Source organism: Denitromonas iodatirespirans, from assembly GCF_018524365.1.
GTDB lineage: Bacteria > Pseudomonadota > Gammaproteobacteria > Burkholderiales > Rhodocyclaceae > Nitrogeniibacter > Nitrogeniibacter iodatirespirans.
Window position 1 is genome coordinate 1 of sequence record NZ_JAEKFT010000049.1, and the last position, 19596, is coordinate 19596.

The following is a 19596-nucleotide window of genomic DNA, read 5'->3' on the forward strand; positions in this document are numbered from 1 at the left end:
CACCGAAATGCTCAGTTCCTGGGAAACCGCTTCCACTGAGGCGCCCTCCGGCGGCAACAGTCGAGCGAGCGCTTTGTCCTTGAATTTTTGTCCGTATCGAGCCACTTCGTTCTCTTCTCATCGCCCCCGGGTTTTGGATTCTATCGAGGCGACAACTATTCTGACTCAGGGGGCCAGCGATGAGCTAGTGCTCATTGAAATAACGACAGAGCGCACACTACAAAAAATCAGAGACGACCTCAATAAAATCCAACCCACCAAACTACGTCTTGCCACAGAGGGACTCATCTGCCGCGGGTTTGTCATACTGGATCAAGAACCAACCGGCAGCATGGTCGAAGCTGGAGAAAAATTCCATATAAAGGTTTGCTCTATAGCAAGTTTCGAGCAAACATTCTTCGATTTCAAAGGCTACGTGACCCTTCGAGAAAGCCTTCCATTTGGCAGCGCCATAAACTCAAAAACAGGAAAAAACGACGATCGAGAGTTTATTTCAGTAAAATACATAGACTTAGAAAAAGACAAATCATACGAAATAAATTCGATAGCAAAATCACTACAAAAGGGGTCTAGCGTCATTCTGACCGGTGACTACGGAACGGGAAAAAGTCGATGCGCAAGAGAGCTTTTTTCAACTCTAAAAGCCAGCATACGCCAATCTGCAGCATATCCGCTTGCGATCAACCTAAGAGATCATTGGAGCAGTTCAAGCGCCCTGGAAATCATAGCGGGACATCTCGGCAACGTCGGACTAGGAAGTTCTGTAGACAATGTAATTCGACTACTAAATTCAGGGCATCTAATTCTTCTTCTCGATGGTTTTGATGAAATTGGAACCCAGATCCACGATACTCGCATAGAAGATCGGTGCGCAGTCAGAAAGCGGGCCCTTCAAGGAGTTCGCGATCTAATTCAACGCGCAAAAGGTGGAGTTCTTATTACAGGGCGGTCGCACTTTTTTGACAGCACGGAGGAAATGATTGAAAGTCTTGGCTTAGGAACTGCCCACGAACTTAGCTGCCTAGAGGCTCCGGAAAATTTCTCTGACACAGAAGGCGCTCAGTACTTGTCTTCACTTGGCATAGCTGCGCAGATTCCAAAGTGGCTACCAAGAAAGCCCCTTGTATTTCAAATGCTGGTCGAATTGGACGCTGAAGACGTTACCACTCTGTTAAGCAAGGAGTATGGCCAGTTCCAATTCTGGGGAGCTTTCATCAATGCAATCTGTCAACGCGAATCAAAAGGAGTTAGTGGATCAATTGCGCCACAAACTATACAACTAATCCTTCAGCGACTTGCAGCAAAAACTCGTTACTCAAATACATTTACGGGGCGCCTAACCCCAAGCGACATTGACTCTGCTTATCAAATGGTTGTTGGATCAGTCCCAGACCAAAGCGGCCACCAACTACTCTCTAGAATGTGCACTTTAGGTCGCATTGAACCGGAATCTCCAGATCGCCAGTTTATCGACCCGAATGTTTTGGATGTACTACGAGCCGAAGCTCTTGTGGCAGACATAATAAACATGTCTGAAAACTCCGGACAAAATCAATGGATTCAATCGCTGCATTTATTAGGACTAATCCATGCTTCCAATATAGTTCGTCTCTTTGATCTGGAGCAGCATTGCTTTGCATACCTAATGAAATTCGGCAACAGCCACAACACAATCAGACTTGGTGAAATTTTTTCAATATTGACTGCGTTTGGAGAAGAGTCGTTGGATTTGAAGGGACTTCAGATCTCCAACTCCAGCATCCCATTGGTAAACCTACACAAGCGAATCGTATCGAACGCCACAATCAAAAATTCCACCATAGACTTACTTATCTTAGATCAAACACTTGTAACGCATGAGCATGGCTTGTTGATCGAAAACTGCATTGCGGCATCAGTTGCTGGAATTTCCTCGAAAGAAGGACTCCCCGACTGGATACAGTCGCTCGATGTAATTAGTTTTGATCGGGTATCCAACTCATCTCGAATAAAAGAAAGTCCTCTCACATCCTCTCAGAAACTGCTCCTTTCAATTGTGCATAAGATTTTCTTTCAGCCAGGTTCGGAACGCAAGGAAACGGCTCTACTCAAAGGTGGCTATGGTCAGAAATACAGCCCAAAGGCTGTTGACACAATACTGAAGATACTGATTGACTCTGGGGTTATTAGCCGCCGAAAAGGCGATGATGGATTTGTCTACAAACCAGTGCGTCGATTTACAGACCGCATGAACAAAATCCGATCCGAGCTCACACTTTCAGAAGATGAAATATGGAGAAAAATTACTGCTCTAAAAACCTAGTAGCCGGCCTGCATTATTTATTCAATCGGGCGCATGGCATCTTATGGGCACAAGCAAAAGTATCTTACAAAAGCTACAGAGTAACGCACACACTCTAGCCAACAAGGCGTCGTTTCGGGAGTGAGTGCCTTCACGCGGAGGGCAGCACCACTATCGGCACCGCCCCGTACACTCCGACACACCACCCAATCAACACCCCACAACACACCCCCCACCCCCGTCAAACTCCATCGTCTTCCCCGACAGCGGCACATGCACCGGCACCTTGGTGGCCTTGATGAAGCTTTCCGTGCGTGTGCCAGCCTTGACCTTGCCGCCCTCGGTGGCCGGCTCGTTGGCGTGCGAGACGATGACCGAGGCCGGCTGGACCAGGTCGTTGATCACGTAGGCGGCTTCGGTCGGGCCGGTGGTGAAGGTGTCGCCGATGTTGATCACGGCCAGTTTGGCCTTGTAGTGGCCGCGCACGACTTTGTCCTGGTCGCCCGTGATGCCGGTGTCGCCCGAGAGGTAGGCGACGAGGCCGTTGCTGAACTTGAGTACATAGCCGGTGGCTTCGCCGACATAGGCGGCGAGGCCCGCTTCTTTGAGGCGTTTGCCGAAATCGCCGCCGACCAGGTCGCCGCCGATGCCATTGCTGTGGATGGCCGTCACGGTGGCGATGGTGACGCCGCCGATGGTCTGGCTGCCGCCGAAGCGGGCGAGGACGGAGTTCTTGGGGTCGCCGCCGTTGCTCTTGAGCTTGTTGGCGAAGAAGGCCGGCATTTCGCTGCCGGTGACGATCTTGGCGTTCTTGGCCAGCGCGATGTTCACCGCCAGCGTGTTGGGCGCGGCCGACACGGACATGTCCGGTTTGTCGCAGGCGCCGGCATTGGGGGCCTGGGTGTGTTTGTCGCCGACATGGTCGCCATGCATGTGGCTGACGAGGACGACATCGATCTTGCCCAGGCGCGGGTCGTTCGCGCCGGCCACGGTGCGGCCGGGGTCGTAGAGCAGGCGGGTGCCGTTCGGGTCTTCGAAAATCAGGGCGCGGTCGAGCACGCAGAATTCGCCGTCCTGGCCACCGAGCGGGGTGACTTTCACGTTGGCGGCATACGTGGGATGTGCGGCCAGGGCGCCCATGGCGAGGGCGCCGAGTAGTGGGGTGATTTTCATGCTGTTCTCCTGTTGAGCAAAGTTGTGCTTTTTGGACCAGCAGATAAAACCTAGCACGAAGCTGCCCGGGCGATTTTTGCAGTGCCGCAATCACAGGCGCGCGGCCCTTGGCAACGCATGGGCAAACCGGTCGGCGGCGGTGAATGTCCTCACCGTCAACTTGCCTCGGCCCGCACACTTGCATTCCAATGACACACCGCGCACCGCACTGGTGCGCCTCCCTTTTTTCTGTTTCGAGAGCCCAAAAGCGCATGTTCGAACATATCGACCCCTATGCCGGCGACCCCATCCTGACGCTGGTCGAGACATACCAAAAGGATGAACGGCCGAACAAGGTCAATCTCAGCATCGGCCTGTACTACGACGAAGACGGCCGCGTGCCGTTGCTCGACTCGGTGCAGCAGGCCGAGGCGCGGGCGGCGCAGACGCCCGCGCCGCGCACTTACCTGCCGATGGAAGGCCATGCCGGCTATCGTGCGGCGGTGCAGCGCCTGCTCTTCGGGGCCGACAGCGCGGCCGTGAAGGCCGGGCGCATCGCCACCATCCAGACCATCGGCGGCTCGGGCGCGCTCAAGGTGGGCGCCGATCTGCTCAAGCGCTACTTCCCCGACAGCCAGCTGTGGGTGAGCGACCCGACTTGGGACAACCACCGCTCGATCTTTGCCGGCGCCGGCATCACGGTGAACGACTACCCCTATTACGACCCGGCCACCTGCGGGCTGCGCTTCGACGCCATGCTGGCGGCGATCAAGACGCTGCCGGCGAAGAGCATCGTGCTGCTGCATCCGTGCTGCCACAACCCGACCGGCGTGGATCTGTCGCAAGACCAGTGGACGACGCTGATCCCGGTGCTGGCCGAGCGGCAGCTGATCCCCTTTCTCGACATCGCCTACCAGGGCTTTGGCGACAACCTGGACGACGACGCCTTCGCCATCCGCGCCATGGCCGATGCCGGGCTGTCCTTCCTGGTCAGCAATTCGTTTTCGAAGAATCTCTCGTTCTACGGCGAGCGCTGCGGCGGCTTGTCGGTGGTGTGCCAGGATGCCGAGGAAGCGGCGCGGGTGCTCGGCCAGATGAAGTTCACCGTGCGCCGCAACTACTCCAGCCCGCCGCTGCACGGGGGCACCATCACCGCCGCGGTGATGAACGACGCCGCGCTGTACGCGCAGTGGGTGGGCGAAGTGGCCGAGATGCGGGTGCGCATCAAGGCCATGCGCCAGCAGCTGTACGAGGTACTGTGCGCCAAGGTGCCCGGCCGCGATTTCGGCTACTTCATCACCCAGCGCGGCATGTTCAGCTACACCGGCCTCACGCCGCAGCAGGTGGACCGCCTGCGCGACGAGTTTGCGGTGTATCTGGTCGGCTCGGGGCGCATGTGCGTGGCGGGGCTCAACAGCCGCAATGTGGACTATGTGGCCTCGGCCTTTGCCGAAGTGCTCAAGGGCTGAGCGGCGCGCCATCACGACCACGCCGGCCGGCCTCGCCGCGCCGGCGTTTTTCATGCGCCCGCGGCCCGGCCGGCCTATCATGAGTGTCCGTCCGAGCAGTTTTTCATGACCCCGCCCCGATGGCCGGCCGGCGACGCTCAAGCGCCCCGCGCGCCTGCCGTTACGGCAACAAGGATGCGCCTTGGCGGCGCACCGATACGACACCGATGAGCGCCCCATGACACGGCTCCACCCGCTGCATCTGCGCTTTGCCGACCCGACGCTTGAGCGCGCCTACGACGACTATGTGTACCCGCGCATGCTCACGCAGTGGCGCGCCGCGCTGGTGATCGGGCCGCTGGTGTATCTGCTGCTGTTCGTGCTCGACCCGTGGTTCGTGCCTGCCGCCCACCAGGCCGAGGTGTGGGCCATCCGCCTGGGCACGTTGCTGGTGCCGGCCAGTTTCATTGCGCTGAGCTTCACCCCGCACTACGCGCGCTGCGCCTACCTGCTGCCGGCGCTCAACGGGCTGACCGGCGGCCTCGGCCTGATCGCCATGATGCGGCTGCTGCCGCTCGAGACCGTGGCCCACTACTACCCAGTGATGGTGCTGGTCACCTTCTTCACCTACAACTTCAGCGGCACGCGCTTCATCTACGCGCTGGGCGTCGACCTGGTGCTGCTGGTCGGCTACAACCTGTGGTTCGGCGCGGTGGTGGACTACCCCAGCCACCTGCTGGCCACGCAGGATTTCTTCATCGTCTCGGCCAACCTGATCGGCGGCACCGCCGGCTATCTGGCCGAGCTGCAACGCCGCCGCCTGTTCGTGCACAAGCAGGCGCTGGAGGCCGAGCGCCGCCTGCATCTCGAACGCTCGCTGCACGATCCGCTCACCGGGCTGCCCAACCGCGAGCTGCTGCATGACCGCATCGCCCAGTGGCTGGCCGCGGCCGAGCGCACCCCGGCGCTGCATGCGGTGTATTTCATCGATCTGGACGACTTCAAGCCGATCAACGACGCCCATGGCCATGCCGTCGGCGATCAGGCGCTGCAGCACATCGCCAACCGCCTGCGCCACGCGGTGCGCGAGGCGGACACGGTGGCCCGCGTCGGCGGCGACGAGTTCGTGGTGCTGGCGCCGAACCTGCCCGACCCGGCCACCGCGGCCAGCCAGGCCGCGCGCCTGCAGGCGGTGATCGCCCAGTCCGGCACCGAGCTGCCCGCCGGGGTGCGCCTGTCCGCCAGCGTCGGGCTGTGCCTGTTCCCCTACGAGGGCGCCACCGTGGCCGACATCCTGCATCGGGCCGATCAGTCGATGTACCAGGCCAAGGCCGATGCCCAGGCCGTGATGCGTTTCACTACTGCCTCACACTGAGGCAGTGGAAAATTCTGCCGTCGGCTCAAGCAGATACTTCGCCGGCCCACAGCTTATCCACAGCCCCGTCCACGGCGGCCGGGGATAAGTGACATGCCGGACGCAGACCTGATACAAATCAGACCCGCCACGCCCTCGCTGCGGTAGAGTCGCCCGCTGGGCACGCGGGCGCCGCCCGACAACGGCCGCCCGACATTTTGTTCACCCTGCACACAAAGGAAACGACACATGAAGAGCATTCAGGTATTCGAGCCGGCCGCGTCGGCCGAATTGGCCGCCGATGTCGCCGCCGACCTGGACTGGGCCGCCAACAACGGCGCGCGCATCGATCGCTTCAACCTTGCCGAGCAACCGCTGGCCTTCTCCGGCAACCCTACGGTTCGCAGCTTTCTCGACCGCTCGGGCCCCGGCGCGCTGCCGCTGATCCTGCTCGACGGCGACATCGCCATGGCCGGCCGCTACCCCACGCGCGGCGAACTGAGCCACTGGCTGGGCGTGAACGCTGCGGCCCCGGCCGAAGTCAGCGGCTGCTGTTCGGGCGGGCGCTGCGCCGGCTGACCGCGCCGCCCGGCAGGCGTAGCCCTTGCGCTGCGCCGCCACATGCGGCCGCCGCCCACGGACGGCACCCCGCCGGCCCGGCGCCGACCACGGCGCGGGCGGGCACCGCGGCTCGACGGCCGCCACTGCCTCATTTCTAGGCAGGCGAAAAAACCCGCGGCACCTCAATGAGATGCGCGCCCGGCGCACAGCTTATCCACAGGGTCACCCACGGCGCGCGGGGATAACACGCGCGTCTCGCACGGCGCAAAGGCCCGCGGCATGCGCCATGGCGGGAAAACGGCCGACGGCATCGCGGCTGCCTCGTTTTGCAGCAGTGCACAAAAACCCTGCCCGCTCAAGCAGATGGGCTGGCGCCCCACAGCTTGTCCACAAGCCTGCCCACGGCAGGCGTGGATAAGACCGGCCCGCTCAGCCCGCATCGCGGACCTGTTCCCTCGGCGCGTCGACGCCCCACACCGCGCACACCTCCTGCATCAGGGCACGGATCACCGGATCGTTCTCGCGCTTCCTGAGGTAGGCGAACTGCAGCGGCACGGCCGGCAGCGCCACCGGCAGCTCGTAGGCCTGCGGATCGTCCGGCGCAAGCACCCCGCGACGGATGATGCCCAGGCCGACGCCGGCGCGGACCATCTCGACCAGCGCGTCTTCCTGGTTGGCGATCAGGATTCGGGTCGGCTCGCAGCAATGCGCCTCGAACAGCACCCGCATGACGCGAAAATGCGAGCAGTCCGGCGAGGTGTACACCCACGGCAGGGCGGCCAGCGCCTCCACTTCGGTCGAGACGATCTGCTCGCGCAGCCCGGTCGGCGCGGCGATGACCAGCGGCTCCTCGGCCAGGAAGCACACGCTCATCGACGGATCGTCGATCTCGCCCGACACGAAGGCCGCATCCAGCTTGCCGACACGCAACGCCGGCAGATTGGTGCCGGTCGAGCCGGTGAGCATGGCCACTTCGAGGCGTGGGTAGTCGTCGGCCAGCGCCGCCTGCAGGGCGGCCAGGCGCAGGAAGCGGGCGTCGGAGTTGAGGCCGATGCGCACGCTACCGATCAGCTCGTCCTGCAGGCCCTTGGCGTGCTGCACGAAGGTGTTGGCGGCGGCCAGCGCCTGGCGCGCGCGCGGCAGCATTTCCTCGCCGACGGCGGTCAGGCGCATGCCCTTGGGCGTGCGGTCGAAAAGCGTGACGCCGAGCGTCTCTTCGAGCGCCTTGATATGCGCGCTGATCGCCGGCTGGCTGGTGAACAAGCGCTCGGCGGCACGGGTCAGATGCTTCTCTTCGGCGACCGCGACAAAGGTTCTGAGGTGGTACAGCTCCATGGTCGGTTCCTGTTCATCGCAGTGGAATGTCATCAGTACACCGCATCTGGAAAGTCTTCGCCATCACAATTTCCGAAGGCGTGAATCCGAATAAACGATTGGATGCATTTGTGCTGGGCGGCCAAGCTTCACATCAACGAAAGCCCCCCCAACAGGAGACGCATCATGAGCAGCCTGACCCAAAAAACCTGCGCCCCTGCCCCCCTCCGTGCCGAGCTTGGCACGGTGCTGCAGCAGGCCCTGCGTGCCGCGCGCATCACCCTCAAGACCTGGATCAAGCGCAGCCGCGACCGCCGCGACCTGCGCGAGATGGAAGAGCACCTGCTGCGCGATGTCGGCATCAGCCGCGGCCAGGCCAATTTCGAAGGCAACAAGCCGTTCTGGCGCGCCTGAGCGGCGGCCGGGCGCGCCAGAACGGCCGCGCCCGGCCATCGTTCAACCGGCCTCGGGCATGTGCTCGATGACCATCCACGGCACCCCGAAGCGATCGGCGAGCATGCCGAACTGGCGCGCAAAGAAGGTCGGCGCCAGCGGCATGCGCACCTCGCCGCCTTCGGCCAGCGCGGCAAACACCCGCTGCGCCTCGGCGGTGTCGGCCACCTCCAGCGTCAGCGCGAAACCGTCGAAACCGGTGGCCTCACCGCACTGGCCGTCGGAGGCCATCACCATGGTGTTGCCGATCTTGAGATTGGCATGCATCACCTTGTCGGCCATGCCGGACATCTCGGGCATGGCGCCCGCCGGCGCATCGCGAAAGCGCATCAGCGCGGTCACTTCGGCGCCCAACACATCCTTGTAGACATTGAGGGCGGCCTCGCAGTCGCCACGAAACAGCAGGTAAGGTTCGGCTCTCATTCTTGACTCCTCGTCGGGGTGGGGGGTGTTCCGGCCCGGCCGGCCAGGTGCGCGTCGAGGCGCGCCCAGGCATCGGCAAAGCCGCGTTGCAGGCAGATGTGCCCGTCTTCGAAGGCGCGGATCTCGGCCGAGGTGGCGTGCACCGGCCGCGAGCGCAGCCGCAACTCGGTGCCGCCGGCCACCTCGGCCAGCTCCAGCGTGTGGTGCACATAGCGCGGCCAGTGCACGCGCAGCGGGTGGCGGCGCACGCGGCCGCCGGCATCGGAGAACGAGGCGACGCAGACGATGCGCCTCGGCGCCTCGATGTCGCGATACACGAAGCGGCCCCACATGGCCTGGCCATTGGGCAGGCGGGTGGCGTAGAGAAAGCGGCCGCCGGGGTGAAACGCCAGCGACGCGGCCGTCAGCCGTGCGCCCGCCGGGCGCCACCACTGGGCCAGCCGGTCGGCGTCCGACAGGGCCGCCCACGCCGCCGTGCGGGGCACGGCGAGGCGGTGGGTCAGGGCAAAGGTCGCGGGTCGTGAATCGATGCTCGGGGGCATGTGCGTTTTCCGTTGAAAGACCCCGGCGCTCAGGGCGTCAGGTCAAACTGCGCCTTCCAGGTCTCGGGATCGAAGGGCGCCGAGAAGTGCTCATGCGCGATGCGCCACTGGCCGTCGATCTTGCGCAGACCGACCGAGCAGCGCATCCAGCTGGCCTGCTCGGTGCCGTCCTCGGCGGTCATGCCGCAACGCACCAGGTAGTGGCCGAAACCGACCGTTCCGTCCAGCGACAGCGTGAGATCATGCATGTCGAAGATCATCGTACCCGGGCACATCTCCAGGCAGCGGCGCCAGTGCGCCTCGTAGGCGGCGCGGCCGTCGAAACGCAGCGGGCCGATGGCGTCGAAGGCGACCAGGTCGTCGGTGTAGTGCTGCATCAGCCGGCCGATGTCGTGCGCGACCACGGCGTCGCGGCAGGCGGCAAACAGGGCACGCACCTCGGCTTCGTCAGTGCTTGTGTTGGGGGTCGTCATGGTCTCTCTCCAGTGAGGGGGTTCAGACTTGCAGTTGGCGCACCGGCCGCACTTCGACGCTGCCGACACGGGCGGCGGGAATCTGCGCCGCCACCTGGATGGCTTCGTTCAGGTCATGCGCCTCGACCAGGTAGAAGCCGGCCAGCTGCTCCTTGGTTTCGGCAAACGGCCCATCGGTGATCGACACCTTGCCGCCGCGCATGCGCACGGTGGTGGCGGTGGCCACCGGCTCGAGCGCCTCGGCCGCCAGCATGCGACCGCTGCCGGCAACCTGCTCGGCATAGGCCTGGCATTCGGCGTCTTCGGGGCTGTCTGGCAGGCTGTGCAGCGTGCTTTCGTCGGCATACACCAGGCAGAGATATTTCATGGGGGTCTCCTCGGGGATCGGTGGTGGGTTTTTTGTCGGATTTCGCCCCTTAGTCGTCGGCCGTGGCGACGATTCGACAACCGTTCGTCGGGATGGCGCGCGGTTCAGGCCAGGCCGTCGAGCCGAGCGGCCAGGTGACGCTGCTCGGGGCCCGGCGGGGTCAGTGCCAGCGCACGGGCAAAGGCGGCACGGGCGCCGTCGCGCTGGCCCAGGCGCTGCATTAGCTCGCCGCGGGCGGCATGCGCCAGCCGGTAGTCGGCCAGCTCGCCTTCGGCCAGCAATGCGTCGATCAAGGCCAGCCCGGCAGCCGGCCCGTCGCGCATGGCCACCGCCACGGCGCGGTTGAGCGCCACCACCGGCGAAGGCTCGACCCGCATCAGCACGTCGTAGAGGCCGACGATCTGCGGCCAGTCGGTGTCGGCCGCGGTGGGCGCCTCGGCATGCACCGCGGCAATCGCCGCCTGCAGCGCGTAGGGGCCGACACGGCGCGAGCGCAGCGCCGTCTCGACCCGGGCGATGCCCTCGTCGATCAGCGCGCGGTTCCACAGGCGGCGGTCCTGGGCGTCGAGCAGCACCAGCTCGCCCTCGGCCGTGCTGCGCGCCGCGCGGCGCGATTCGGTCAGCAGCATCAGCGCCAGCAGACCTTGCGCCTCGGGCTCGGGCAGCAGCTCGACCAGCAGCCGGCCGAGGCGGATGGCCTCGTCCGACAGGTCGGGCGCGGTCAGCGACTCGCCGCTCGAGCTCAGATAGCCTTCGTTGAAGATCAGGTAGACCACCCGCAGCACGCTGTCGAGCCGCTCGGCCAGCGCCGGCCCCTCGGGCACCTCGTAGGGAATGCGCGCGTCGCGGATCTTGCCCTTGGCGCGCACGATGCGCTGCGCCAGCGTCGGCGTGGCGGTGAGAAAGGCGCTGGCGATGGCCTCGGTGGTCAGCCCGCACACCTCGCGCAGGGTCAGCGCCACCTGCGCCTCGGGCGCCAGTGCAGGGTGGCAGCAGGTGAAGATCAGCCGCAGGCGGTCGTCTTCGATGCCGCTGGCCGGCTCGGCAACCTCTTGCTCATCCTCGGCCAGCCGCCAGGCCAGCTCGGCGAGCGAGGCATCGAACCGGGCGCGCTGACGGATGCGGTCGATGGCCCGGAAGCGCCCCGCCGACACCAGCCAGGCACGCGGGTTGTCCGGCACGCCGTCGCGCGGCCATTGCGCCATGGCCGCGACGAAGGCCTCCTGCACCGCCTCCTCGGCCAGATCGAAATCGCCCAGCAGGCGGATCAGCGTGGCGCGGATGCGGCGCGAGTCGCTGCGGTAGAGGGCGTCGATGTGGGCGGGGATGTCGACGGCTGCGTCCGTGGGCATGGTCCTCTCGATCAAACGCACCGCCTGCCACGCAGGCGGCAAGATCGGCACCGGCTAGGGTGCCGCCGGCAAGCGCCAGGTCAGCTCGGCCGGCCCGCCGGGCGTACGACGGGTGATCTGCAGCAGCTCGACACCCTGGCCGAATGCGTCGCGCGCGCGCCAGTCGAGTCGCAGGAGCATGTCCTGCACGCCGTCGCCGTCGAAGTCGCCCTGCGCCATGAGAGTGTAGACAATCTCGTCGTCGCGGGTCAGCACCCGCACACGGCCCCCGGGTAGCGCCTCGATGTCCGCCACGTGGGGAGCGCTCTTCAAACGCTCGCCCGCCTTCGGTGGCGCCGGTTGCCCGCCGACGGCCGGCAGCACCTCGGACGGCAAGGTGCCCACCAGCACCGGTGTCAGCGCATCGGGCAGGTGACTGTCGCGGGCCGGGCGGCTGTCGGCATAGCGCGCCAGCGCCTGACAGTTGGTGCGCAGCAGACGGAACAACGTGAACTGATCCTCACGCACCGCTGCCGCCTCGGTCGCGGCCACCTCGGCGCAACTGGCAAAACGCAACTCGGCACCATTGGCCCCGTCCAGCACATAGTCCAGCCGGCCGCGCTCCCCGCTGGCTTCGACCAGACCGGCGAAGGCTGCCCCGTTGAATGCGCGCAGAGGCGGCGCGGCGCGCACGGCGGCACAGCCGAGCAGCACGCTCGACATGAAAACCGTCAGCAGGCAGGTACGCATGCGGCCGGCACCCCCGTGGCTGACAAAAAAAGTTGCCGCACATACAGATTCCGTGCCGCGCTGACTTGCGGGCGGTGCGACTCGGTCGCGGCACGCCGCCAATCGCTCGCACGGATCGCCCGGTCGAGATTGACGAAAACATGACGCAAGCGCGTGGCCCCCAGATTGAAGATAAGATCGAACAGCGCCATCTGCACCCCTGCCGGCCAATTGTCGAAATCGTCAGGGTAACCGTTGTGCCGGGAGTAGATCGCCTGAAGCTCCCGATAAAACGTACGCACATGACGGTCACGCAGGCGCGAGATTTCGGTGTCGGGCATCAGCAGTCGGGTTGCGGCACGATAGTGGCTGGCGCGATAGCCCACCGGTTCGGCCGCGACGCGGTCGTACTCGTCCTGTTTTTCGGCCAGGCTTGCCAGCGGCCCCGACGGCGCCACAACCATATCAAGCCCCGCAACCGCACTCCGATCCGGAATCAAGTGGCCGACCCCCACCGTGACCTTGCCTACGCGATCGAGATAGAAGTGGCTCACGCGCCCTTCGTAGGCTTCGAGCTTGCGGATCACCCGCTGCCGGACACGAATATTGAGCGGCATGAGCATTCCTCCACGATGTCAAAAAACACCGGAAGAATACACCAACGTCATGACCCGCCAACTCTACCTTTCGTCACCCCTTCCCCATCACCGCCCGCAGCCGCTCCGCATAGCTGGCGATGATCGCCATCGGCGGGTCCTTGCGCGGCCAAGACAGGCCGATGCCGTCGTCGCCATGGCGTGGCACCACGTGCATGTGGCAGTGAAACACGGTCTGGTCGCCTTCCTTGCCGTTGGCTTGCAGCAGGGTGAGGCCGGGCGGGTCGAAGGCCTCGCGCACGGCGAAGGCGACCCGCTGGGCGGTCTGCATGATGGCGCCGGCTTCATCAAAGGTGAGGTCGAACAGCGTGGCGGCATGGCGCTTGCTGGCCACCAGCACATGGCCGGGGTTGACCTGGCCGATGTCCATGAAGGCAATGGTGAGGGCGTCTTCATAGACGCGCTCGGCGGGGATCTCGCCCGCCACCAGGCGGCAGAAGATGCACTGTCCGGGGGGCGAGGTATCGACAAACATCGGCATGGCGGCTCCTTGTGCGGGGTCGGTCCGGGGCACGCCGGCGGCGCGCCGTCAGTTCATCCTACCCGCCCCTCCGCCTGTTCGCCCAGCGCGCACGGCAACGCATCCGGTGCCACACTGTCTACCGATGCCGGCACAGACCGGCCGCCCGATCCCCCGACAGAGCCTGCCCATGAATGCCCCCCATCCGGACGCGCCCGCACGTCCGCACCGCCTCGACGCCCTGCCCTTCGACAACAGCTTCGCGCGCCTGCCCGAGGCCTTCTACACCCGGCTCGCCCCCTGGGGCCTGCCCGACGCCCGCCTGGTCGCGGTGAGCGATGCGGCCGCCGCGCTGATCGGCCTGCATCCGGAGGAGACCGGCACGCCGGACTTCGTCGCCGCCTTTGCCGGCAATGCGCCGCTGCCCGGCGGCGAGACGCTGGCGGCGGTGTATTCGGGCCACCAGTTCGGCGCCTGGGCCGGCCAGCTCGGCGACGGGCGCGCCCACCTGCTCGGCGAGGTGCGCACGCCCCACGGCCCGTGGGAACTGCAGCTCAAGGGCGCCGGGCGCACGCCCTATTCGCGCATGGGCGACGGCCGCGCGGTGCTGCGCTCGTCGATCCGCGAATTTCTCTGCTCCGAGGCCATGGCTGCGCTCGGCATCCCCACCACGCGCGCGCTGAGCCTGGTCGCCTCCGATTTGCCGGTGCCGCGCGAGACCCTGGAGACCGCCGCGGTGGTGACGCGCATGGCGCCGAGCTTCGTGCGCTTCGGCTCCTTCGAGCACTGGATGGCCAACCGCCGGGTCGATGCCCTGCAACAGCTGGCCGACTATGTCATCGACCGCTTCTACCCCGCGGCGCGCGAGGCGGCCGACCCGGCCCTGGCGATGCTCACCGAAGTCAGCCGCCGCACCGCGGCGCTGATGGCGCAATGGCAGGCGGTGGGCTTCATGCACGGGGTGATGAACACCGACAACATGTCGATTCTCGGCCTCACGCTCGACTACGGCCCCTTCGCCTTCATGGACGCCTTCGACGCCGAGCACATCTGCAACCACACCGACCGCGGCGGCCGTTACCGCTACAGCGCGCAGCCGCACATCGCGCACTGGAACCTGCACGCCCTCGGCCATGCGCTGACGCCGCTGATCGGCGACACCGACGCACTGTTCGAAGCCATCGACGCCACCTACGTGGCGACCTACAACCGCGATTTCCTCGACCGCCTGCGCGCCAAGCTCGGGCTGGTGGAGGCGCGTGACGACGACGAAGCCCTGATCGGCGGCCTGTACACGATGCTGCACACCCAGCACACCGACTACACGCTGTTCTTCCGCGCCCTGGGCGAGCTACCCGCCGTTGCCGGCACCCCGGCGCAGGACGCACCGGTACGCGATCTGGCCACCGACCGCGCCGCTTGCGACGCCTGGCTGGCGCAGTGGCGCGCGCGCCTGGCGCTAGAGCCGCGGCCCGACGCCGAACGCCGCGCCGCCATGCAGGCGATCAATCCGAAATACGTGCTGCGCAACTGGGTGGCCGAAACCGCGATCCGCGCCGCGCAGACCGGCGACTACGCCCCCCTGCACCGCATCCACGCCTGCCTGCAGCGCCCCTTCGACGAACAGCCGGACAACGCCGAATTCGCCGCCCCGCCGCCGGACTGGGCGCAGTCGCTGTCGGTGAGTTGTTCGAGCTAGAGGGCGTCGGGAACGGCGGGTTTCAACCCGCCAAACCGCCTCAGCGCCGGCACGCCATGCGCATGCCCGGCGAGAGCATCAGCACCAGAAACGTCACCAGCAGGCCGAGCACCAGCAGCGTGCTCTCACCCGGCAGGCGCGACAGCGAGTAGTGCTGCGCCACCCACATGCCGGTGCGCACCAGCTGGAAGGCGGCCGCCGCCACACCCAGCCACCAGGCCCAGGCGAAGCGCTTCCACACACCCCAGATGATCAGCACGATGACGGCCGTGGTCAGCCACAGCATCGGCGAGCCGAAGCTCACCCGCAGGGTCAGCGCGTCGCCCGACAGCGCGGCGCGAAACAGCGAGGTGCCGGGCACGGCGACGAGGTACACCAGGGCGGCGAGCAGAGCGAGGTAGAGGCGGGCGTTGAGCATGTCGGAGCGCTAGGGGATTGGGACGGCGCCAAGCATAGCCGAGTCGCGCCGGGGCGGCGAGGCGGCGCGCACACATGAAATGCGCTGCTGCCGGGCACAGCATTCTTCGCCGGTGCGCCGGTGTGCCGGCGCTAGGGTAAGCACACCCCCCATCAGGAGAATCACCATGACAACCCCATCCTGGCGCTCGCCCGCGCTGGTCATCGTGTGCGGCGGGCTGATCCTCAGCCTGGCACTGGGCATGCGCCACAGTTTCGGGCTGTTTCTGCAGCCGATGAGTTTCGACCAGGGCTGGGGGCGCGAGACCTTCGCCTTCGCCATCGCCCTGCAGAACCTGCTGTGGGGCGTCGCCCAGCCCTTCACCGGCATGGTGGCCGACCGCTTCGGTGCCGGCCGGGTGGTGGTCTTCGGCGCACTGGCCTATGTGGCCGGGCTGGTGCTGATGCCGTTGTCGGACAGCGGCGTGATGCTCAGCCTGTCGGCCGGCCTGCTGGTCGGCCTGGGGCTCAGCGGCACCGGCTTCAGCATCATCTACGGCGCCATCGGCCGTGCCGTGCCGCCGCATCGGCGCACCGCCGCGCTGGGCACGGCCGGCGCGCTCGGCTCGCTCGGCCAGTTCGCCATGCTGCCGGTCGCGCAGTCGCTGATCAGCAGCGCCGGCTGGGCCGAGGCGCTGTGGGTGCTGGCCGCCGCCGTGGCCGCCACGCTGCTGCTGGCGGTGGCCATGGCCGAGCCGAGCGCCCGCCCCAACCCCACGGCCACGCCGCCGCAGGGTCTGGGGAGCGCGCTGGCCGAGGCCTTCTCGCATCGCGGCTTCTGGCTGCTGGGGCTGGGCTTTCTGGCCTGCGGCTTCCAGCTCGCCTTCATCGGCAACCACCTGCCGGCCTTCCTGTTGGACCAGGGGCTGAACGCCAATGTCGGCATGCGCGCGCTGGCGCTGGTCGGCCTGTTCAACGTGCTCGGCACCTGGGCCTGGGGCCAGATGGGCGGGCGCTGGCGTGCCAAGAACCTACTCAGCATCCTCTACCTGCTGCGCGCCGGGCTGACCGCCGCCTACATGGTGCTGCCGGTGAGCGCCACCACCACCTATGTGTTCGCCGCCGGCATGGGCTTTCTGTGGCTGGGCACGGCGCCGCTGACCAGCGCCGTGCTGTCGCAGATCTTCGGCGTGCGCTACATCTCGACGCTGTTCGGCTTCGTCTTCTTCAGCCACCAGGTGGGCAGCTTCCTCGGCGTGTGGCTGGGCGGCCTGGTGTTCGACGCCACCGGCTCGTATGACGTGGTGTGGACGCTGTCGATCGGCCTCGGCGTGCTGGCCGCGCTGCTGCACTACCCGATCGACGATCGCAGCCCGGCCCCCGTGCCGGCCGGGCGCGCCGCATGAAGCACCGCCCGCACCGACGCGCCGGCCTGTGGCTGGCGCTGGCGATGGCCGCGGTGGCCGCGCTGGCGGCACGCGCCTGGAATTCGCCCGACCTGCTGCTGGCGCTGCAGTCGCTGGAGGCGCTGTGCCGCTAGCGGCCCTCCGCGGCCAGCGCCACCAGCGCCTCGACGGCGCGGCGCGCCAACGGCTTGAGCTGGCCGCGCTCGGTCAGCGCAATGCCGTAGACACCCGCATCGATGTCGGCCGGGTGCAGCGCGCGCAGCTGGCCGGACGCCACATACGGGGCCGCGGCCAGGGTATTGAGCAGGGCCGGGCCGGTGCCGGCCAGGCAGGCTTCGAGCGCGCTGAGCGGGTCGTCCAGCGTCACCGCGTAGTGCAGGGGCGGGCAGTGGCCGAAGGCCGCCTCGCACCAGTCGGCCCAGTCGGCGGAGGTCTGGCGTAGCAAGGCCTGGCCCTGCAGCGCCTCGGCCGACACCGGCGCCGCCAGCGCCGAGCCGGCCGCCGCATAGGCGCCGAGCCGGGCCGCGAACAGGGGCCGCATGCCGGCGGCGGTGGCATCGGCCACCAGTTCGATGATGATGTCGGTGCGCGGATCGATGGGCGCACCGGGCAGCCGGTTGGTGCTCATCTCGACCCGCAGCCGGGGCAGGTCCAGCAGGCGGCGCAGCGCTGCCAGGCGGCCAGTCAGCCAGGCCACGCCCAGCACCGGGGTGACATCGATGTGCAGCTGGTGCTGCGCGGTGTCGCGCAAGGACTGCGTCGCCGCCCGGAAGGCCGCCACCCGCGCACTCAATGCCTCCTGGCAGGCGGCCGCGGCGGCGCTCGGCACCACCCCGCGCCCGCGCCGTTCGAGCAGGGCAATGCCCAGCGTGCGTTCGAGCTGGCGGATGCGGTGGCTGATCGCCGACGGCGTGACCGACAGCTCGTCGGCCGCCCGCGCCAGCGAGCCCAGGCGCAGGCAGGCCTCCAGCGCCAACAGTTCCAGCAAGGGCAGATCACGCAATAATGAATGACTCATCGACCGGAGCCTCCTTGATGTCGACACCCCCCGCCCCCCTGCCGCCGCTGCATGCCCTGGCCGCCTTCGAGGCACTGGTGCGCCACGGCACGGTGGCGCGGGCCCTCGGCGAGCTGGGCGTCAGCCGTGCAGCGCTGAGCGCCTCGCTGGCGCTGCTCGAAGAGCGCACCGGCCTGCGCCTGCTGATCCGCCACAGCCCGACGGTCGAGCTGACCGACGAGGGGCTGGCCTACTACCACGCGGCGGCTGCCTTCGCGCGCGGCGCGGCCGACTGGCTGCACGGGCTGGGCAGCGGGTTTGCCACCGAGGTGCGCATCGCGGCCAGCCCGGGCGTGGCACGGCTGTGGCTGCCGGCCCGGCTGGCCGCCCTGCGCGCGGCCTGCCCCGGCGTGGCGCTGACGCTGGCGGTGAGCGAAACGCTGTCCGACCTCGACCGCAGCGAGTGTGACATTGCGATCCGCTACTGTCATCCGGCGGACCATGAAGACGGCCGCATCCTGTGGCATGAGACGCTCGGCGTGCTGGCGCCGGCCCCACGGGCGCTGGCGCTGGGGCTGCGCTCGCTGCCCGAGCTGCTGGCCAGCGAGCCGCTGATCGAGCACCCGCTCCTGTCATGGTCGCGGCTGGCCCGGCAGACCGGGCTGGCGGCCCTGCCGCAGGCCCCGGTGCTGACATGCCACGATGTGTATGCCGCGCTGCTGGCCTGTGCGCGCGGCGACGGCCTGGCGCTGATGCCGCTGCAGCTGACGCTGGATGCCTGCGCGCGCCACGGGCTGCGCACGGTGCATCCGCTGCGCCTGCCCGACAAGAGCTATGTGCTGCTGATGTCAGCGCGCGGGCAGGCCCGGCCGGTGGTGCAAGCCTGTGCCGGCGCGCTCGCCGCGCTGGCGCAGCCGGGCCCAGGCCGCGCCCAGGATCCGGCGCAGCGTGCGTCCGGCTGAGTCGTCGACCAGGCCGATAACCAGCCGTGCGCCCCGGTGCGCGGTCACCACCACCGGCCCGGTGCCACCGACGGAGTGAGCCTCGCCCGCGACGAGCAGCACATCACGACCGGGGCGATGCTCGCTCAGCCACACGCAGCCGGCCCGGCAGTCGATGGTCGCCCCCGGGGGCACGACCAGTATCGCGCCGCCGGCCAGCTCGACTCCCCAATGCATTGCATCTCTGGCATTCATGCGGGTTTCCTCCTCAATGCTCCCGCCTCCCGCTTGCCGGCAAAAAAGACCGCCCCCCGAGGGGGCGGGGCCGGGCTTGTGCTGACGCGCCCGAAGGCGACACGCCAAGAGAGGAGGAGACACCCCCAGCCTAGCGATGCCGGGAGGTCGAGCGCTGAATTGTGCTGACGGCGCACACAGCAGTTCTCACTTGAGGCGACGCGTCGGGTGGGCACCATGCCGCTCATCGCCCGGAGCAAGTCAAGATAGTTGTCGCCTGATTCATGCAACCAACCGTTTTATGTCTTCAGCATGACCGTGGCCGCAAATGGCCGCATCACGCTCCGGATTGAGCGTGACCGCACCGATTGGCGTCCAG

Annotated in this window: 22 protein-coding genes; 9 read left to right on the forward strand and 13 right to left on the reverse strand. The window is 66.5% G+C overall.

Annotation, left to right across the window (positions count from 1 at the left end; genetic code table 11):
- The first annotated feature begins 331 nt into the window (after nt 1-331).
- A complete protein-coding gene (locus tag I8J34_RS22875) occupies nt 332-2302 on the forward strand; it encodes an NACHT domain-containing protein (RefSeq protein WP_230411970.1) in 1971 nt (656 codons plus the stop codon).
- A 189-nt stretch (nt 2303-2491) separates the two neighbouring features.
- Here the strand turns inward: I8J34_RS22875 and I8J34_RS22880 are convergent, their stop codons facing one another.
- Nucleotides 2492-3454, reverse strand: coding sequence for an MBL fold metallo-hydrolase (locus I8J34_RS22880; protein ID WP_214363954.1), 963 nt, complete (start codon nt 3452-3454; stop codon nt 2492-2494).
- A 251-nt stretch (nt 3455-3705) separates the two neighbouring features.
- Here I8J34_RS22880 and I8J34_RS22885 point away from each other — a divergent pair, with 251 nt between their 5' ends.
- The 3 genes from I8J34_RS22885 to I8J34_RS22895 all read left to right on the forward strand — a co-directional run bounded on the left by I8J34_RS22885 (nt 3706) and on the right by I8J34_RS22895 (nt 6814).
- Nucleotides 3706-4902 (forward strand): amino acid aminotransferase, encoded by a 1197-nt coding sequence (locus I8J34_RS22885; protein WP_214363955.1) that lies wholly within the window; start codon nt 3706-3708, stop codon nt 4900-4902.
- A 217-nt stretch (nt 4903-5119) separates the two neighbouring features.
- A complete protein-coding gene (locus I8J34_RS22890) occupies nt 5120-6256 on the forward strand; it encodes a GGDEF domain-containing protein (protein WP_214363956.1) in 1137 nt (378 codons plus the stop codon).
- A gap of 228 nt (nt 6257-6484) precedes the next feature.
- Entirely contained in the window at nt 6485-6814 is a 330-nt protein-coding gene (locus I8J34_RS22895) for an arsenic metallochaperone ArsD family protein (RefSeq protein WP_214363957.1), read from the forward strand.
- A gap of 411 nt (nt 6815-7225) precedes the next feature.
- Here I8J34_RS22895 and I8J34_RS22900 read toward each other — a convergent pair whose 3' ends face one another.
- On the reverse strand, nt 7226-8131 hold the full coding sequence (locus I8J34_RS22900) for a LysR family transcriptional regulator (protein WP_214363958.1): 906 nt from the start codon (nt 8129-8131) through the stop codon (nt 7226-7228).
- 165 nt (nt 8132-8296) lie between these two features.
- Here I8J34_RS22900 and I8J34_RS22905 point away from each other — a divergent pair, with 165 nt between their 5' ends.
- Nucleotides 8297-8524 carry a DUF1127 domain-containing protein gene (locus I8J34_RS22905; RefSeq protein WP_214363959.1) on the forward strand — a complete coding sequence of 76 codons (228 nt, stop codon included), beginning with the start codon at nt 8297-8299 and terminating at the stop codon, nt 8522-8524.
- Between the two features lie 42 nt (nt 8525-8566).
- Here I8J34_RS22905 and I8J34_RS22910 read toward each other — a convergent pair whose 3' ends face one another.
- From I8J34_RS22910 to I8J34_RS22945, 8 genes are all read right to left on the reverse strand, one after another.
- Nucleotides 8567-8986 carry a VOC family protein gene (locus I8J34_RS22910; RefSeq protein ID WP_214363960.1) on the reverse strand — a complete coding sequence of 140 codons (420 nt, stop codon included), beginning with the start codon at nt 8984-8986 and terminating at the stop codon, nt 8567-8569.
- Complete coding sequence (locus I8J34_RS22915; RefSeq protein ID WP_214363961.1) at nt 8983-9528, reverse strand: SRPBCC family protein; 546 nt, start codon at nt 9526-9528, stop codon at nt 8983-8985. Before I8J34_RS22915 ends, I8J34_RS22910 begins: the two co-directional genes overlap by 4 nt.
- 29 nt (nt 9529-9557) lie before the next feature.
- Nucleotides 9558-10001 carry a YybH family protein gene (locus I8J34_RS22920; protein ID WP_214363962.1) on the reverse strand — a complete coding sequence of 148 codons (444 nt, stop codon included), beginning with the start codon at nt 9999-10001 and terminating at the stop codon, nt 9558-9560.
- A gap of 22 nt (nt 10002-10023) precedes the next feature.
- On the reverse strand, nt 10024-10368 hold the full coding sequence (locus I8J34_RS22925; protein WP_214363963.1) for a YciI family protein: 345 nt from the start codon (nt 10366-10368) through the stop codon (nt 10024-10026).
- Nucleotides 10369-10472: 104 nt separating this feature from the next.
- Nucleotides 10473-11720 carry an RNA polymerase sigma factor gene (locus tag I8J34_RS22930; protein WP_214363964.1) on the reverse strand — a complete coding sequence of 416 codons (1248 nt, stop codon included), beginning with the start codon at nt 11718-11720 and terminating at the stop codon, nt 10473-10475.
- Nucleotides 11721-11774: 54 nt separating this feature from the next.
- A complete protein-coding gene (locus tag I8J34_RS22935) occupies nt 11775-12449 on the reverse strand; it encodes a hypothetical protein (RefSeq protein WP_214363965.1) in 675 nt (224 codons plus the stop codon).
- On the reverse strand, nt 12431-13045 hold the full coding sequence (locus I8J34_RS22940) for a hypothetical protein (protein WP_214363966.1): 615 nt from the start codon (nt 13043-13045) through the stop codon (nt 12431-12433). Before I8J34_RS22940 ends, I8J34_RS22935 begins: the two co-directional genes overlap by 19 nt.
- A 73-nt stretch (nt 13046-13118) precedes the next feature.
- Nucleotides 13119-13565: an HIT family protein gene (locus I8J34_RS22945; RefSeq protein ID WP_214363967.1), complete on the reverse strand. Its 447-nt coding sequence runs from the start codon at nt 13563-13565 to the stop codon at nt 13119-13121.
- A gap of 169 nt (nt 13566-13734) precedes the next feature.
- On the opposite strand from I8J34_RS22945, the gene I8J34_RS22950 reads away from it, so the two are divergent.
- Nucleotides 13735-15243 carry a protein adenylyltransferase SelO gene (locus tag I8J34_RS22950; protein WP_214363968.1) on the forward strand — a complete coding sequence of 503 codons (1509 nt, stop codon included), beginning with the start codon at nt 13735-13737 and terminating at the stop codon, nt 15241-15243.
- Nucleotides 15244-15283: 40 nt separating this feature from the next.
- Here the strand turns inward: I8J34_RS22950 and I8J34_RS22955 are convergent, their stop codons facing one another.
- On the reverse strand, nt 15284-15661 hold the full coding sequence (locus I8J34_RS22955; protein ID WP_214363969.1) for a hypothetical protein: 378 nt from the start codon (nt 15659-15661) through the stop codon (nt 15284-15286).
- Nucleotides 15662-15827: 166 nt separating this feature from the next.
- On the opposite strand from I8J34_RS22955, the gene I8J34_RS22960 reads away from it, so the two are divergent.
- Both I8J34_RS22960 and I8J34_RS22965 read left to right on the forward strand, forming a co-directional pair.
- Entirely contained in the window at nt 15828-17045 is a 1218-nt protein-coding gene (locus I8J34_RS22960) for an MFS transporter (protein ID WP_214363970.1), read from the forward strand.
- Nucleotides 17042-17179 carry a hypothetical protein gene (locus tag I8J34_RS22965; RefSeq protein WP_214363971.1) on the forward strand — a complete coding sequence of 46 codons (138 nt, stop codon included), beginning with the start codon at nt 17042-17044 and terminating at the stop codon, nt 17177-17179. Before I8J34_RS22960 ends, I8J34_RS22965 begins: the two co-directional genes overlap by 4 nt.
- Here I8J34_RS22965 and I8J34_RS22970 read toward each other — a convergent pair.
- Complete coding sequence (locus tag I8J34_RS22970; RefSeq protein WP_214363972.1) at nt 17176-18063, reverse strand: LysR family transcriptional regulator; 888 nt, start codon at nt 18061-18063, stop codon at nt 17176-17178. The two genes, I8J34_RS22965 and I8J34_RS22970, sit on opposite strands and share 4 nt — an antisense overlap.
- A 17-nt stretch (nt 18064-18080) precedes the next feature.
- On the opposite strand from I8J34_RS22970, the gene I8J34_RS22975 reads away from it, so the two are divergent.
- Nucleotides 18081-19004 carry a LysR substrate-binding domain-containing protein gene (locus tag I8J34_RS22975; RefSeq protein ID WP_214363973.1) on the forward strand — a complete coding sequence of 308 codons (924 nt, stop codon included), beginning with the start codon at nt 18081-18083 and terminating at the stop codon, nt 19002-19004.
- Here the strand turns inward: I8J34_RS22975 and I8J34_RS25135 are convergent.
- Nucleotides 18891-19238 carry a DUF2917 domain-containing protein gene (locus I8J34_RS25135; protein WP_214363974.1) on the reverse strand — a complete coding sequence of 116 codons (348 nt, stop codon included), beginning with the start codon at nt 19236-19238 and terminating at the stop codon, nt 18891-18893. The genes I8J34_RS22975 and I8J34_RS25135 overlap by 114 nt on opposite strands.
- Nucleotides 19239-19596: the final 358 nt, after the last annotated feature.

What these genes read in the sequence shown, in the direction of transcription:
- I8J34_RS22935 (WP_214363965.1), bottom strand. Translation starts at nt 12,449, where the DNA reads ATGCGTACCTGCCTGCTGACGGTTTTCATGTCGAGCGTGCTGCTCGGC.
- I8J34_RS22930 (WP_214363964.1), bottom strand. Translation starts at nt 11,720, where the DNA reads ATGCCCACGGACGCAGCCGTCGACATCCCCGCCCACATCGACGCCCTC.
- I8J34_RS22950 (WP_214363968.1), top strand. Translation starts at nt 13,735, where the DNA reads ATGAATGCCCCCCATCCGGACGCGCCCGCACGTCCGCACCGCCTCGAC.
- I8J34_RS22925 (WP_214363963.1), bottom strand. Translation starts at nt 10,368, where the DNA reads ATGAAATATCTCTGCCTGGTGTATGCCGACGAAAGCACGCTGCACAGC.
- I8J34_RS22965 (WP_214363971.1), top strand. Translation starts at nt 17,042, where the DNA reads ATGAAGCACCGCCCGCACCGACGCGCCGGCCTGTGGCTGGCGCTGGCG.
- I8J34_RS22970 (WP_214363972.1), bottom strand. Translation starts at nt 18,063, where the DNA reads ATGAGTCATTCATTATTGCGTGATCTGCCCTTGCTGGAACTGTTGGCG.
- I8J34_RS22945 (WP_214363967.1), bottom strand. Translation starts at nt 13,565, where the DNA reads ATGCCGATGTTTGTCGATACCTCGCCCCCCGGACAGTGCATCTTCTGC.
- I8J34_RS22920 (WP_214363962.1), bottom strand. Translation starts at nt 10,001, where the DNA reads ATGACGACCCCCAACACAAGCACTGACGAAGCCGAGGTGCGTGCCCTG.
- I8J34_RS22885 (WP_214363955.1), top strand. Translation starts at nt 3,706, where the DNA reads ATGTTCGAACATATCGACCCCTATGCCGGCGACCCCATCCTGACGCTG.
- I8J34_RS22875 (WP_230411970.1), top strand. Translation starts at nt 332, where the DNA reads ATGGTCGAAGCTGGAGAAAAATTCCATATAAAGGTTTGCTCTATAGCA.
- I8J34_RS22895 (WP_214363957.1), top strand. Translation starts at nt 6,485, where the DNA reads ATGAAGAGCATTCAGGTATTCGAGCCGGCCGCGTCGGCCGAATTGGCC.
- I8J34_RS22955 (WP_214363969.1), bottom strand. Translation starts at nt 15,661, where the DNA reads ATGCTCAACGCCCGCCTCTACCTCGCTCTGCTCGCCGCCCTGGTGTAC.
- I8J34_RS22915 (WP_214363961.1), bottom strand. Translation starts at nt 9,528, where the DNA reads ATGCCCCCGAGCATCGATTCACGACCCGCGACCTTTGCCCTGACCCAC.
- I8J34_RS22880 (WP_214363954.1), bottom strand. Translation starts at nt 3,454, where the DNA reads ATGAAAATCACCCCACTACTCGGCGCCCTCGCCATGGGCGCCCTGGCC.
- I8J34_RS25135 (WP_214363974.1), bottom strand. Translation starts at nt 19,238, where the DNA reads ATGAATGCCAGAGATGCAATGCATTGGGGAGTCGAGCTGGCCGGCGGC.
- I8J34_RS22940 (WP_214363966.1), bottom strand. Translation starts at nt 13,045, where the DNA reads ATGCCGCTCAATATTCGTGTCCGGCAGCGGGTGATCCGCAAGCTCGAA.
- I8J34_RS22975 (WP_214363973.1), top strand. Translation starts at nt 18,081, where the DNA reads ATGTCGACACCCCCCGCCCCCCTGCCGCCGCTGCATGCCCTGGCCGCC.
- I8J34_RS22900 (WP_214363958.1), bottom strand. Translation starts at nt 8,131, where the DNA reads ATGGAGCTGTACCACCTCAGAACCTTTGTCGCGGTCGCCGAAGAGAAG.
- I8J34_RS22905 (WP_214363959.1), top strand. Translation starts at nt 8,297, where the DNA reads ATGAGCAGCCTGACCCAAAAAACCTGCGCCCCTGCCCCCCTCCGTGCC.
- I8J34_RS22890 (WP_214363956.1), top strand. Translation starts at nt 5,120, where the DNA reads ATGACACGGCTCCACCCGCTGCATCTGCGCTTTGCCGACCCGACGCTT.
- I8J34_RS22960 (WP_214363970.1), top strand. Translation starts at nt 15,828, where the DNA reads ATGACAACCCCATCCTGGCGCTCGCCCGCGCTGGTCATCGTGTGCGGC.
- I8J34_RS22910 (WP_214363960.1), bottom strand. Translation starts at nt 8,986, where the DNA reads ATGAGAGCCGAACCTTACCTGCTGTTTCGTGGCGACTGCGAGGCCGCC.